Below are 13814 nucleotides of genomic sequence, written 5' to 3'. Positions count from 1 at the left end.
GATCAATATCGCTCCAAGCAGATATGATTTCGAGTGAGGCCGCGCGGCGATCTCATAGGCGCGTCATAAAGGCCGGCGATCAGGTCAATTCGTCGACGACATGAACCAGTGCGAACAGCGCGCCGAACGCGGCGCATTCGTCCCAATGGTTGAGGACGGCGCCGAACGGCGGTTCGCGCCTGAGAAGGGCGACAGCCGCACACAGGATGATCGACATCCAGAGCAGCGCCTTGAGGCTTCGTCTGAAGCCGATGCTGCCGAACGCGGCAAAGACAGAAAGAAGCACAATGCGGACGGCAAAGCGTGCGAGCACCCGTGACGGGCTCAGGGCCGGCGACATGTCCGAAGATTGCGGCAAGGCACGAACTCGTCCGAAACTAGCGGAAATTCCCGCAGTCGACGGGCTCGTAGAACGAGTCCGGGGCAGGGCGCACCGTGGGGACGCTCGGCCGCGACGCCTCCACGGCCAAGGCCTGAACTTCGACGAATGCGGACAGCAGGGCGAGTGCCAAGTCGGCGTGGCGGGCTTCGACGGCGGCGTCCAGCCAGTCCGGCAATTCGCGTTCGCGCGAGAGCGCGCAGTGCCACTCGCCCTCGTCATAGGCAATGCGGCGGACCTGCCACATCGGCAGCTCGAGATCGATCAGCGCCAGCGCGGCATCGGCCCACGCCTCGGCATCGACGAGGCGCATGACGCGCACGGTACGTTCGCTCTGCCCGAGCGAAGGGAAGCGCCGGCAGGCATTATCAATGATGCCGAGCATCAACGGCCTGGTCATCGCCGGTACGGCGCGAAGCTGCTGGCTGAGAGAAGGCGGTGAAAGGCGTCGGAGAGCGGCGGTCATGTCAGGCCTCCTGGATTTGGCGTCGGTCAGTCGGCCGGCCTCTCCAAGATGGTCGGGAGGGCATTTGAAAGCGAGATGAGGAAGGGGCGGGAGATATAGGGAATTCATAAGTGGGAGATGGGCGGGTCGGGCGCGTGGTCGCCTCATCCCACCGCTGTCATCCCCGCGATCGCGGGCATCCATAACCACAGGCAGTAGCTGGGGCGGACTTCAGGCAACTCCGAGTCCTCGCCAAACGTCTCCTTGTGGCTATGGATCCCGGATCTGCGCTTCGCTTGTCCGGGACGAGAGCGGAGGTCGTCGCACCAGCGTCGTTCGATCACCCCAGCTTTTATAAGATTCCTATATCTTCGCCATAGCCCTCATCTCGAAAACCTATGCCCGGGGTGGCACTTCAGCACGGTCAAAAGTCTTGCTGTGGCCTGCGGAAATGCACCCTGTGCCTTCTTCCCGAGCGTCACCAGGTCCCCGAGAGAAAGTTGCGCCGGACATATGGGCGCAACGAGGAGTATTCCCAATGATGGACATTCTGATGCTGGCGCTGGGCTTCGGCTTCTTCGCGCTTGCGATCGGCTACACTTACGCCTGCGAACGGTTGTGAGGAGCGTGCCATGATCTTCGACTATTCGCTTGCCGGCGCCGTCTCGCTCGCTCTCCTGTTCTACCTCACCTACGCGCTGCTGCGGCCTGAGGCGTTTCTGACCGTGCTGCTGCTCGTCGAATTGCTGCTGGCGGACGCCGTGCTCGTCGCCTGCCTGCTTGCGTTGCTGCTGCCGCTCCTGCGGCGGACACAAAGTCTGAAGGGTTAAGGCCATGACTATGATCGGTTGGCTCCAGATCATTCTTTTCTGCGCGATCATCGTCGCGCTCACAAAGCCGCTCGGCTGGTACATGACGCGCGTCTTCAACGGCGAGCGGACGTTCCTCTCTCCGGTGCTGCGGCCTGTCGAGGTTGGTGTCTATTGGTTCTCCGGCGTCGACGAAAAACGCGAGCAGCATTGGGTGACCTACACGGTCGCCATGCTGCTGTTTCACGTCGGTGGCTTCCTCATCATCTACGGTGTGATGCGTCTCCAGGCCGTGCTGCCCTTCAATCCGGCAGGCCAGGGAGCAGTCGCGGAGGACCTCTCCTTCAACACAGCGATCTCCTTCATCACCAACACCAACTGGCAGAACTACGGCGGCGAGAGCACGCTGTCCTATCTGACGCAAATGGTCGGCCTGACGCACCAGAACTTCCTGTCGGCGGCAACCGGCATCGCGCTCGCGGTGGCGCTGATCCGCGGCTTCTCGCGCGCCTCGATGCGCACGGTCGGAAATTTCTGGGTCGACGTCACCCGCACCACGCTTTACGTGCTGCTGCCGATGTGCGTCGTCTACACACTGTTCCTCGTCTCGCAGGGCATGCCTCAGACGCTTGGCGACTACGTCGAAGCCACGACGCTCGAAGGCGCCAAGCAGACCATTGCGGTCGGCCCGGTTGCCTCGCAGGTCGCGATCAAGATGCTCGGCACCAATGGCGGCGGCTTCTTCAACGCCAACGCCGCGCATCCCTTCGAGAATCCGACCGCGCTGTCGAACTTCGTGCAGATGCTGTCGATTTTCGTGCTCGGCGCCGCGCTCACCAACGTGTTTGGCCGGATGGTAGGCAACCAGCGCCAGGGTTGGGCCATCCTGGCCGTGATGGGCGTGCTGTTCATCGCGGGCGTCGCCATCTGCTACTGGGCAGAGGCCAACGGCACCGCGACGATGCACGCACTCGGCCTCACCGGCGGCAACATGGAGGGCAAAGAGGTCCGCTTCGGCATCGTTGCGTCCTCGCTGTTCGCCGTGATCACCACGGCCGCCTCCTGCGGCGCCGTCAATGCCATGCATGACAGCTTTACCGCGCTTGGCGGCATGATCCCGCTGATCAATATCGAGCTCGGCGAGATCATCGTTGGCGGCGTCGGCGCCGGCATGTACGGTATGTTGCTGTTCGTCATCCTGGCGATCTTCGTCGCAGGCCTGATGGTCGGCCGCACGCCCGAATATGTCGGCAAGAAGATCGAGGCGCGCGAGGTCAAGATGGCGATGCTCGCAATCCTGATCCTTCCGCTGATGATCCTGGGATGGACGGCGGTCGGCGTCGTGCTGCCAACAGGTGTCGCCTCGATGGCGAATGCGGGCCCGCACGGCTTCTCGGAAGTTCTCTACGCCTACTCGTCGCAGACCGGCAACAACGGCTCGGCTTTTGCGGGGCTCACTGGCAACACCCTCTTCTACAACCTGACGGGCGCTTGCGCGATGTTCGTCGGCCGCTTTCTCATGATCGTGCCGGCAATGGCGATCGCCGGCTCGCTGGCGGCCAAGAAATCGATCCCTCCGTCGGCTGGCACATTCCCGACCACCGGCTCGCTGTTCGTCGGCCTCGTCGTCGGTGTGATCCTGATCATCGGCGGTCTCACCTTCTTCCCGGCGCTCGCGCTCGGCCCCATCGTCGAGCACCTCGCGATGAACGCCGGCAACGTCTTCTGATCGAGCTCTTTCGGAGTTACGTCCATGGAATCTGTCCTTAAAACCAACAAGCGCACGCCGGTTTCGGCGATGCTGGATCCGAAGATCGTGGTCCCAGCGATCGGCGCGGCCTTCGCCAAGCTCGATCCGCGGCTGATGATCAAGAACCCCGTGATGTTCGTGGTCGAGGTCGTGGCTGCGCTCACCACCGTGATCTTCCTGCGCGATCTCGTCACCGGTGGTGAGAACCTCGGCTTTACCTTCCAGATCATCATCTGGCTGTGGTTTACCGTCCTGTTCGCCAATTTCGCCGAAGCGGTCGCCGAGGGGCGTGGCAAGGCGCAAGCGGAATCGCTACGCAAGACCCGCACTGAGAGTCAGGCCAAGCTACTGACCGGTGCAGGCCAACCCTTCAAGCTGGTGCCGGGCACGAGCCTGAAGGTCGGCGACATCGTGCTGGTCGAAGCCGGCGATACCATCCCCTCCGACGGCGAAGTGATCGAGGGCGTCGCCTCGGTTAACGAGGCCGCCATCACCGGCGAATCCGCTCCCGTCATTCGCGAGATCCGGCGGCGACCGTTCGGCCGTGACCGGCGGCACCCAGGTGCTGTCCGACTGGATCCGGGTCCGCATCACCGCGGCGCAGGGCTCGACCTTCATCGACCGCATGATCAAGCTGGTCGAGGGTGCCGAGCGGGCGAAGACGCCGAATGAGATCGCGCTCAATATCCTGCTGGCCGGCCTCACCATCATCTTCGTGTTCGCCACCGTCACCATCCCGAGCTATGCGGCCTATGCCGGCGGTTCGATCTCGGTGATCGTTCTGGTCGCGCTGTTCGTGACGCTGATACCGACCACGATCGGCGCGCTGCTCTCGGCCATCGGCATCGCCGGCATGGACCGCCTGGTGCGCTTCAACGTGCTGGCGATGTCCGGCCGTGCGGTCGAAGCTGCCGGCGACGTCGACACGCTGTTGCTGGACAAGACCGGCACCATCACCCTCGGCAACCGGCAAGCAACCGCGTTCCGCCCGGTGCGCGGTGTCACCGAGCAGGAGCTGGCGGATGCAGCCCAGCTCGCCTCGCTCGCCGACGAAACGCCGGAAGGCCGCTCCATCGTCGTGCTGGCGAAGGAGAAGTACGGCATCCGCGGCCGCGACATGGCCGAGCTTGGCGCCACCTTCATCCCGTTCACGGCGCAAACCCGCATGAGCGGCGTCGATGCCGGCGGCTCGTCGGTGCGCAAGGGCGCGGTCGATGCCATGCTCAGCTATATCGGTGGCGGTGCGCCGCTGGCGGTTGCCTCCGGCAACGCCGCCCGCGCCGTCCAGTCCACGGCGCTTTCCGACGTCGGCCGCGAGGTGCAGACCATTGCCGACGAGATCGCCAAGGCCGGCGGAACGCCGCTTGCGGTCGCGAAGGACGGCAAGCTGCTCGGCGTCGTCCAACTCAAGGACATCGTCAAGGGTGGCATTCGCGAGCGCTTTGCCGAATTGCGGCGCATGGGCATCCGCACCATCATGATTACCGGCGATAACCCGATGACGGCGGCGGCGATCGCGGCGGAGGCCGGCGTGGATGATTTCCTGGCGCAGGCAACGCCCGAGGACAAGCTCAGGCTGATTCGCGACGAGCAGGCCAAGGGCAAGCTTGTGGCGATGTGCGGCGACGGCACCAACGACGCGCCGGCACTCGCGCAGGCCGACGTCGGCGTCGCCATGAACACCGGTACCCAGGCCGCCCGCGAGGCCGGCAACATGGTCGACCTCGATTCCAATCCGACCAAGCTGATCGAGGTGGTCGAGATCGGCAAGCAGCTCCTGATGACGCGCGGCGCGCTGACGACCTTCTCGATCGCCAACGACGTCGCAAAATACTTTGCGATCATCCCCGCAATGTTCCTGGCGTTCTACCCCCAGCTCAACGTGCTCAACGTCATGAACCTGTCGAGCCCGCAAAGCGCCATCCTGTCGGCGATCATCTTCAACGCGCTGATCATCATCGGGCTGATCCCGTTGGCGCTGAAGGGCGTTGCCTACCGGGCTGTCGGTGCCGGTGCATTGCTGCGCCGTAACCTGCTCATCTACGGCCTCGGCGGCATCGTCATTCCGTTCATCGGCATCAAGGCGATCGACCTCGTCGTGGTCGCCTTGCACCTGGCCTAACCCCGCCGTCATTGCGAGCGAAGCGAAGCAATCCAGAAATGTTTCCACGGTTGACAGCCTGGATTGCTTCGTCGCTTCGCTCCTCGCAATGACGGGAGAAACTGGAGAAAGACATGCTTAGAGAAATCCGCCCCGCCATCGTTCTGTTGCTGGTGCTCACCGCCATCACGGGCCTGGCCTATCCGCTCGCGATGACCGCCATTGCCGGTGCGATTTTCCCCTCACAGGCAAAAGGAAGCCTGATCGAGAAAGACGGCAAGGTGATCGGCTCCGCCCTGATCGGCCAGGAGTTCAAGGACGACAAATATTTCCATAGCAGGCTTTCGGCGACGTTGGCGCCCGACCCGAATGATTCGACCAAAACGGTGTCCTCGCCGTACAACGCCGCCAATTCGGGCGGCTCCAATCTCGGTACGACCAGCAAGGCGCTGGCCGACCGGCTGAAGGAGGACGTGGACAAGCTGAAGGCGGAGAACCCGAACGCAGCCGTCCCGGTCGACCTCGTCACGACCTCGGCCAGCGGCCTCGACCCGGACATCTCGCCGGAAGCCGCCCAATTCCAGGTGCCGCGCGTCGCCAAGGCGCGGAATCTGCCGGACGAACAGGTCCGGCAGATCGTGGCGGCGAACACCCAGGGCCGGATGATTGGCCTGCTGGGCGAACCACGCGTTAACGTATTGGTCCTGAACCTCGCACTCGATCGCGCGGCCGCGAAGTAGCGGTCTAGGCTCGCGGCGTCAGGATGATTATATTCGACTGATGGTCCAGGAGCGCCGCGATCCCGAACAACGTCCGTCTCCCGAGGCGCTGCTGGAAGCCGCGCGCCGGGAGGAGAGTGCGAGCGGCAAGCTGAAGATCTTCGTCGGCGCCGCCCCCGGCGTCGGCAAGACCTACGAGATGCTGCAAAGCGCCCATGCCAAGCGCAAGGCCGGCATCGATGTCGTGGTCGGATTCGTCGAGACCCATGGCCGGGCCGAGACCGAGGCGCTGGTGCGCGGGCTGGAAGTGATCCCGCGCAAGAAGCTCGATTACCGCGGCCAGATCGTCGAGGAGATGGACCTCGACGCCGTGATCGCACGGCGGCCGAAGATTGCGCTCGTCGACGAGCTCGCCCACACCAACGCGGCGGGCAGTCGCCATCCCAAACGTTATCTCGATGTCGAAGAGCTGCTCTCCCACGGCATCGACGTCTACACCGCCGTCAACATCCAGCATATCGAGAGCCTGAACGACGTCGTCGCCCAGATCACCCATGTGCGGGTGCGCGAGACCGTGCCGGATTCGGTGTTCGACCGTGCGGACGCGATCGAGCTGATCGACCTCACGCCGGACGATCTGATCCAGCGGCTGAAGGAGGGCAAGGTCTATGTGTCCCGGCAAGCCGAGCGGGCTTTGGAGCACTATTTCTCGCCGGGCAATCTGACGGCGCTCCGCGAGCTGGCGTTGCGGCGCACGGCCGAGCGGGTCGATGAGCAGTTGCTCACCCACATGCAGGCGAACGCCATCGCCGGTCCCTGGGCCGCGGGCGAGCGCATCCTGGTCTGTGTCAGCGAGGATCCGCGCGCGGCCAGCCTCGTGCGTTACACCAAGCGGCTCGCCGATCGGCTGCACGCGCCGTTCACCGCGATCTCTATCGAGACGCGGCGCTCGCTTCAGCTTTCAGACGAGCAGCGCGACCGTCTCGCCGATACGCTGCGGCTCGCCGAAGCGCTCGGTGGCGAGGCGCTGACCATTCCCGCCGTCGGCCGCCGCATCGCCGACGACGTCATCAACTTCGCGCAAGGTAACAACGTCACCCAGATCGTGATCGGCAAATCGACCCGTTCAAGGTGGTTCGAGATGACGCGCGGTTCGGTCGTGCACGATCTGGTCCGCCGTGCCGGCCACATCAGCGTTCACGTCGTTCCCGGCGACGAGCTCGCGGGCGAGCCGCCCAAGACGGCGGTGCAGACTGCCGTCCGGTCGGAGCCTTTCGATCCACGACCCTATTTGAAGGCGGTGGGGATCACGGCGCTTGGCCTTGCGGCAGCGGAGCTCATCAAACCCTATGTCGGCGTCGAGAACGTCGACCTAATGTTTCTCACCGCGGTGGTGGCCGTTGCCGTGCGCTACGGGCTTTGGCCGTCGATGCTCGCAAGCGTCGCGGCGTCGCTGGCCTACAACTTCTTTTTCCTGCCGCCGGTCTACACATTTACCATCACCGAGCCGACCAATGTCGCTGCCTTCGCTTTCTTCATGCTGATTGCGTTCGTGGTGTCGAACGTCGCCGGACGCGTGCGTACGCAAGCCGACACTGCGATCGGCCGCATCCGCACCACCGAGCAGCTCTATGCGTTCAGCCGCAAGCTTGCGGGCACCGCCACGCTCGACGACGTGCTGTGGGCGACCGCCTATCAGGCCGCGCTGATGTTGAAGGTCCGCGTCGTGCTGCTGCTGCCGGAGGAGGGCCTGCTCACGGTCAAATCCGGCTATCCGCCGGAGGACGATCTCGACCAGGCCGATCTTGCCGCCGCAAACTGGGCCTGGAGCAACGATCGTCCCGCGGGCCGGGGCTCGGACACGTTGCCGGGGGCCAAACGGCTGTTCCTGCCGATGCGCACCGGGCGCGGTGCGATCGGCGTCATCGGCATCGACAACGACCGCACGGGTCCGCTGCTGACGCCGGACCAGCGTCGGCTGCTCGACGCGCTGGTCGACCAGGGCGCGCTTGCGATCGAGCGGGTGTTGCTGGTCGAGGACATGGACCGCGTCAAGCGCACCGTCGAATCCGAGCGGCTTCGTTCGGCGCTGCTGACGTCGATCTCGCATGATCTCAAAACGCCGCTCGCCTCGGTTTTGGGCGCCGCCTCGACCATGCGCGATCTCGCCGGCGCACTGTCCGATACCGAGAAGCGCGATCTGCTCGCCACCGTCATCGACGAATCCGAGCGGCTCAACCGCTTCATTGCCAATCTGCTTGACATGACCAAGCTCGAATCCGGCGCCATCGTTCCCAACACGGCGCTGCATGATCTCAGCGAGATCGTCGGCAGCGCGCTCCGGCGGGCAGCGAAGATCCTCACCGCCCACAAGGTCGAGCTGGTGCTGGCCGCCGACCTGCCGATGCTCCAGCTCGATGCCGTGCTGTTCGAGCAGGTGCTGTTCAATCTGCTCGACAATGCCGCGAAATATTCGCCGGTTGAGACCACGATCGCGATCCGCAGCTGGCGCGAGCGGGACCATGTGGTGCTCCAGGTTGCCGACGAAGGCGGTGGCATTCCGCCCGGCGAGCTCGAGAGCGTGTTCGACAAGTTCTATCGCGCGCAGAAGGGCGATCATGTCCGGCCCGGCACCGGTCTCGGGCTCGCCATCTCCCGCGGCTTCGTCGAGGCGATGCACGGCACGATCTCGGCCGCCAACCGCGGCGACCGCAGCGGCGCCGTTCTCACCATCCGTCTGCCGATCCCGGCACAGACCCAGGCATTGGATACTGCCGCATGAGCGCCGCCCCGATCAAGGTTCTGGTCATCGACGACGAGCCGCCGATCCGCAAGCTGCTGCGGATGGGGCTGACGACGCAGGGCTACGAGATCCTGGAGGCGCCGAGCGGGAAGGTCGCGCTGGAAAAGCTTGCCGAGGGCCCCGCGCTGATCATCCTCGATCTCGGCCTGCCCGATATCCAGGGCCACGAGTTGCTGCGCACCATTCGTGCGCGCAACCAAAGCGTACCGATCGTGGTGCTGTCGAGCCGCGGCGACGAGGCCGGCAAGGTGCAGGCGCTCGATCTCGGTGCCGACGACTATCTGACAAAGCCGTTCGGCATGGACGAACTGCTAGCCCGCCTGCGCGCCGCGCTGCGGCATCAGCTTCAGGTGCAGGGCGAACGCCCGGTGTTCCGCACCGGAGATCTTTCCGTCGATCTCGTCCGCCGCATCGTCAAGGTCGGCGAGCGCGACATCAAGCTGTCGCCGAAGGAGTACGACCTCCTGCGCGTGCTGGTCCAACACGCCGGCAAGGTGCTGACCCACCGCTTCCTGCTCAAGGAGCTCTGGGACGAGCTGACCGACGCGCAATATCTGCGCGTCTATGTCCGCCAGCTCCGCCAGAAGATCGAGGCCGATCCGGAGCGGCCGCAATACGTGCTGACCGAAACGGGGATCGGGTATCGACTGAAGGCGGGGGATTAGGCCCTGCTGTCATTCCGGGGCGCGCGTCAGCGCCAACCCGGAATCCATTTCTCCGACCGTCGCGCTTGGCGTAATGGATTCCGGGCTCGATGCTTCGCATCGCCCCGGAATGACGTGCTAGCTCGCCTTCCTCTGCCGCGCTGTCGACCGGTGCGTCTTCTTCGCCGCTCGTCGTCCCCCGGTGGCACGGCGCCCATGCGACTTCGCCGCGGTCTTCTTGCCTCCACCTCCCCTGAGGCTCTGCTTCAGCGCATCCATAAGGCTGACGACGTTGCTCGGCTTCTCGCCGCGCTCCGGTAGCTCGATGGTCTTGCCGCCCGCCTTGCGCTTCACCAGCGTCTTCAGGGCGGTCTCGTACTCGTCCTTGAATTTGCCGGGGTCGAAATGCGCCGCCTTGGTCTGCAGGATGTGACCGGCAAGCTCGACCATGTCCTTGGTGATCTTCGGCGTCTTGATGTCGTCGAAGAACTCGCCTTCGTCGCGCAGCTCGTAGGGAAAGCGCAGCGTGGTGCCGAGCAGGCCCTTGCCGAGCGGTTCGATGGCGATGATGTGCTCACGGTTGGTGAGCACGATCTTGGCGAGCGCCACGCGGCCCTCGTCCTTCATGGCGTCGCGGATTACGGCGAAGGCATCGATTGCGGCCTTGCCATCGGGTGCGATGTAGTAGGGGTGATTAAGATAGCGCTGGTCGATCTCCTCGCTCGGCACGAAGCTTTCGATGTCGATGGTGTGGTTGCTCTCGATCTGCACCGCCTCGAGCTCTTCCGGCTCGATCTCGACATACTTGCCCTTGCGCAGCTCGTAGCCGCGACCCTTCTGGTCGCTCTCGACGACGTCGCCGGTCTCGGAATCGACCATCTGCTGCTTCAGCCGGTTGCCGGTCTCGCGGTTGATCATGTGAAACCGCGTCTTCTCGGCCGAGGTCGTCGCGGGGTAGAGCACGACGGGACAGCTGACGAGGGACAGTTTCAGCGTCCCTTTCCAGTAAGCGCGGGGAGCCATTGCATTCTCCAGTGATTTCAAGGCTTTTCAGGAACTCCAACCGTGCCAAGGGGTTTTGGTTCCGGACGCGACTTTTGCCGTGATAGGCTTCAGCGCTGAAGGACATGCGGGACCGGTCGTGCTGCGAAAACTCTCCACTTATCGACAGAAGCGTGATTTCGAGAAGACACCGGAGCCGTCGGGCCGGACCGCCGTCACGCGCTCAAAGCAGCGGCGCTTCGTGATCCAGAAGCACGATGCCACGCGGCTGCACTACGATCTGCGACTGGAATTCGACGGCGTCTTCAAGTCCTGGGCGGTGACGAAGGGGCCCTCGCTCGATCCGCACGACAAGCGGCTGGCGGTGGAGGTCGAGGACCATCCGCTCGATTATGGTGATTTCGAAGGGACCATCCCGGAAGGGCAGTATGGCGGCGGCACGGTCATGCTGTGGGATCGCGGCACCTGGGACTGCGAGGATCCCGAAGCCGGTTTCAAGAAGGGTGATCTGAAGTTCACGCTTCATGGCGAGAAGCTGCACGGAAGCTGGGTGCTGGTCCGCATGCGCAACGACCGCACCGGCGGCAAGCGCACCAACTGGCTCCTGATCAAGCACCGCGACGAGTTTGCAAGCGAGGACGAGGATGTTCTCAATGAGGACAAGTCGGTGGCGTCCGGCCGCGCGATGGCGGAGATCGCCGGAGGGAAGGGCCGAGCGCCAAAACCGTTCATGCTGGCGAAGGGCGCCGGGACCAAGGCGGATGCAGTCTGGCAGTCCAACCGCGCCGATGAGCCGAAAGGTCGCACGGTCAAGGCTGCGCCGCGTACCTCGCTGAAATCAGGCAAAGCGTCCAAGAAGGCTCCCAAGAACAAGGCGGCAAGGAAGAAGGCTACAACTGCGTCGACTGCCAGGAAGGTCTCGGAGATGCCGGACTTCGTCGCGCCGCAGCTCTGCACCGTGGTTGAACGCCCGCCGTTGGGCGATGGCTGGTGCCACGAGATCAAGTTCGACGGCTACCGGGTGCAGCTCCGGATCGAGGAGGGCAGCGCGACCCTGAGGACGCGCAAGGGCCTCGATTGGACCGACAAGTTTGCCGCGATCGCGAAGGAAGCCGTCTCGCTGCCGGACGCGATGATCGACGGCGAGATCGTCGCGCTCGACCACAACGGCGCACCGAATTTTTCCTCGCTTCAGGCCGCACTGTCGGACGGCAAGACCGAAGAGCTGATCTTCTTTGCTTTCGACCTTCTGTACGCCGAGGGCGCCGATTGCCGCCGCCTGCCGCTCGGCGAGCGCAAGGAGCGTCTCAAGGCATTGCTTGAGGCGCGCAAGAAGGCGGCAAACCAGATCCGCTTTGTCGAGCATTTCGAGAGCGGTGGCGATGCGGTGCTGCAATCGGCCTGCAAGCTCGAGCTCGAAGGCATCGTGTCGAAGAAACTGGATGCGCCGTATCGCTCCGGCCGTACCGAGAGCTGGACCAAGGCAAAATGCCGCGCCGGACATGAGGTCGTGATCGGCGGCTGGAAGACCACGGCCGGAAAATTCCGCTCGCTGATGGCCGGCGTCTATCGCGGCGATCACCTCGCCTTTGTCGGCATGGTCGGCACCGGCTTTGGTGCCGACAAGGTCAAGCGCATCATGCCGTTCCTGAAGGAGGCGGCGGCAAGCAAGAGTCCGTTCGGCGGCAAGAATGCGCCGAAGAAGACGCGCGATGTGCATTGGCTCAGGCCCGAGCTCGTCGCCGAGATCGAGTTCGCCGGCTTCACCGCCGATGGCAACATCCGCCAGGCCGCGTTCAAGGGCCTGCGACAGGACAAGCCGGCCGAGGAGGTCGAGGCGGAGACGCCCGTCGATACCGCGCTTGCCAAGCCCCCGGCGCGAAAGCGTGTTTCGGCGAAGTCCGGACAGCGCAAGGAGGCCGGCGTCGCCGAGGTCATGGGCGTCGTGATTTCCAAGCCGGACAAGCAGCTGTGGCCGGACGCCGGTGACGGTCAAGGCGTGACGAAGCTCGATCTCGCCCGCTATTTCGAAGCGGTCGGCGACTGGATGATCGAGCACCTGAAAGGCCGCCCTTGCTCGATCCTGCGTGCGCCCGACGGCATCGGCGGTGAAAAATTCTTCCAGCGTCATGCCATGCAGGGCAGCTCCAACCTGCTCGAACTCGCCAAGGTATCCGGCGATCGCAAGCCCTATTTGCAGATCGATCGCGTCGAGGGGCTCGCTGCCGTCGCACAGATCGGCGGCCTCGAACTCCATCCCTGGAATTGCGCGCCGAACGCTTACGATACACCCGGCCGGCTGGTGTTCGATCTCGATCCAGCGCCGGACGTCGAATTCCCTGATGTCGTCGAGGCGGCCAAGGAGATGCGGCAGCGGTTGACCGATCTCGGCATGGAAAGTTTCTGCAAGACCACCGGCGGGAAGGGCCTTCACGTGGTGGTGCCGCTGCTCCACGGCGCGCGCGACAGGGTTAGCTGGAAGGAAGCCAAGGCTTTCGCGCAAGGTGTCTGCCAGTGGATGGCGGATGACGAGCCCGAGCGATATCTGCTCAACATGTCCAAGAAGCTGCGTAGCGGGAAGATCTTCCTCGACTATCTGCGCAACGATCGGCTGTCGACGGCGGTGGCGCCGCTCTCCCCGCGTGCCCGCGATGGCGCGACGGTCTCGATGCCGGTGACCTGGGCACAAGTGAAGAGCGATCTCGATCCGAAGCGCTATACGGTGCGGACCGTGCCGGGCTTGCTGGCACGCTCGAAGGCGTGGGATGGCTACGACGATGCGGCCGCGTCGATCAAGGCCGCGATCAAGAAGCTGGCGGCGAAAAAGAAGTAGGGTGGGCAAAGCGAAGCGTGCCCACCATCTTTCTTTCGTCGTGGCAAAAGGTGGGCACGGCGCGTTGCGCCTTTGCCCACCCTACAGTCCGCCTTAGATCCGTCCGAGCAACAGCAGGATCAGCAGGATGACGATGACGAGTCCGAGGCCGCCGCCGCCATAATAGCCGGTGCCATAGAACGGGCCGCCGCCGATGCCGCTGAAACCGCCGAGCAGGGCGATGACCAGGATGATCAGAATGATTGTTCCGATAGACATGCGAATCTCCTCCAGCCCCTATCTCCCGAAAGGGGCACATCTGTGCGTTGTGCTGACGGCAACTTGCCGCA

General features: G+C 64.1%; 10 protein-coding genes and 1 pseudogene. 7 read left to right on the top strand and 4 right to left on the bottom strand.

Features of this window, described 5'->3' with window-relative positions; genetic code table 11:
• Window positions 1-79: 79 nt before the first annotated feature.
• Both ACQ86E_RS07470 and ACQ86E_RS07465 read right to left on the bottom strand, forming a co-directional pair.
• On the bottom strand, window positions 80-358 hold the full coding sequence (locus ACQ86E_RS07470; protein WP_431204864.1) for a hypothetical protein: 279 nt from the start codon (window positions 356-358) through the stop codon (window positions 80-82).
• A 19-nt stretch (window positions 359-377) separates the two neighbouring features.
• Window positions 378-845, bottom strand: a complete 468-nt coding sequence (locus tag ACQ86E_RS07465) for a hypothetical protein (RefSeq protein ID WP_431204863.1) — start codon at window positions 843-845, stop codon at window positions 378-380.
• Between the two features lie 611 nt (window positions 846-1456).
• On the opposite strand from ACQ86E_RS07465, the gene ACQ86E_RS07460 reads away from it, so the two are divergent.
• From ACQ86E_RS07460 to ACQ86E_RS07435, 6 genes and pseudogenes are all read left to right on the top strand, one after another.
• Window positions 1457-1654 (top strand): K(+)-transporting ATPase subunit F, encoded by a 198-nt coding sequence (locus ACQ86E_RS07460; protein WP_431204862.1) that lies wholly within the window; start codon window positions 1457-1459, stop codon window positions 1652-1654.
• 4 nt (window positions 1655-1658) lie between these two features.
• Window positions 1659-3362: a potassium-transporting ATPase subunit KdpA gene (kdpA, locus tag ACQ86E_RS07455; protein ID WP_431204861.1), complete on the top strand. Its 1704-nt coding sequence runs from the start codon at window positions 1659-1661 to the stop codon at window positions 3360-3362.
• A 24-nt stretch (window positions 3363-3386) separates the two neighbouring features.
• Window positions 3387-5505, top strand: a pseudogene (gene kdpB / locus ACQ86E_RS07450) (potassium-transporting ATPase subunit KdpB).
• Window positions 5506-5618: 113 nt separating this feature from the next.
• Complete coding sequence (locus tag ACQ86E_RS07445) at window positions 5619-6224, top strand: K(+)-transporting ATPase subunit C (RefSeq protein ID WP_431204860.1); 606 nt, start codon at window positions 5619-5621, stop codon at window positions 6222-6224.
• Between the two features lie 40 nt (window positions 6225-6264).
• Window positions 6265-8985 carry a DUF4118 domain-containing protein gene (locus ACQ86E_RS07440; protein WP_431204859.1) on the top strand — a complete coding sequence of 907 codons (2721 nt, stop codon included), beginning with the start codon at window positions 6265-6267 and terminating at the stop codon, window positions 8983-8985.
• Window positions 8982-9671, top strand: coding sequence for a response regulator (locus ACQ86E_RS07435; RefSeq protein WP_431204858.1), 690 nt, complete (start codon window positions 8982-8984; stop codon window positions 9669-9671). Before ACQ86E_RS07440 ends, ACQ86E_RS07435 begins: the two co-directional genes overlap by 4 nt.
• Before the next feature lie 117 nt (window positions 9672-9788).
• Here the strand turns inward: ACQ86E_RS07435 and ACQ86E_RS07430 are convergent, their stop codons facing one another.
• Window positions 9789-10673, bottom strand: a complete 885-nt coding sequence (locus tag ACQ86E_RS07430) for a Ku protein (RefSeq protein ID WP_431204857.1) — start codon at window positions 10671-10673, stop codon at window positions 9789-9791.
• Window positions 10674-10791: 118 nt separating this feature from the next.
• Here ACQ86E_RS07430 and ligD point away from each other — a divergent pair, with 118 nt between their 5' ends.
• Entirely contained in the window at window positions 10792-13485 is a 2694-nt protein-coding gene (gene ligD, locus ACQ86E_RS07425) for a DNA ligase D (protein ID WP_431206419.1), read from the top strand.
• Between the two features lie 93 nt (window positions 13486-13578).
• On the opposite strand, the gene ACQ86E_RS07420 is transcribed toward ligD, so the two are convergent.
• On the bottom strand, window positions 13579-13743 hold the full coding sequence (locus ACQ86E_RS07420; protein WP_007595743.1) for a DUF3309 family protein: 165 nt from the start codon (window positions 13741-13743) through the stop codon (window positions 13579-13581).
• Window positions 13744-13814: the final 71 nt, after the last annotated feature.

Source organism: Bradyrhizobium betae (assembly GCF_050632175.1).
Taxonomy (GTDB): Bacteria; Pseudomonadota; Alphaproteobacteria; order Rhizobiales; family Xanthobacteraceae; genus Bradyrhizobium; species Bradyrhizobium betae_B.
This window is presented reverse-complemented; position numbering and strand designations above follow the sequence as displayed.

What these genes read in the sequence shown, in the direction of transcription:
- ACQ86E_RS07460 (WP_431204862.1), top strand. Translation starts at nt 1,457, where the DNA reads ATGATCTTCGACTATTCGCTTGCCGGCGCCGTCTCGCTCGCTCTCCTG.
- ACQ86E_RS07465 (WP_431204863.1), bottom strand. Translation starts at nt 845, where the DNA reads ATGACCGCCGCTCTCCGACGCCTTTCACCGCCTTCTCTCAGCCAGCAG.
- ACQ86E_RS07420 (WP_007595743.1), bottom strand. Translation starts at nt 13,743, where the DNA reads ATGTCTATCGGAACAATCATTCTGATCATCCTGGTCATCGCCCTGCTC.
- ACQ86E_RS07430 (WP_431204857.1), bottom strand. Translation starts at nt 10,673, where the DNA reads ATGGCTCCCCGCGCTTACTGGAAAGGGACGCTGAAACTGTCCCTCGTC.
- ACQ86E_RS07435 (WP_431204858.1), top strand. Translation starts at nt 8,982, where the DNA reads ATGAGCGCCGCCCCGATCAAGGTTCTGGTCATCGACGACGAGCCGCCG.
- kdpA (WP_431204861.1), top strand. Translation starts at nt 1,659, where the DNA reads ATGACTATGATCGGTTGGCTCCAGATCATTCTTTTCTGCGCGATCATC.
- ACQ86E_RS07445 (WP_431204860.1), top strand. Translation starts at nt 5,619, where the DNA reads ATGCTTAGAGAAATCCGCCCCGCCATCGTTCTGTTGCTGGTGCTCACC.
- ACQ86E_RS07440 (WP_431204859.1), top strand. Translation starts at nt 6,265, where the DNA reads ATGGTCCAGGAGCGCCGCGATCCCGAACAACGTCCGTCTCCCGAGGCG.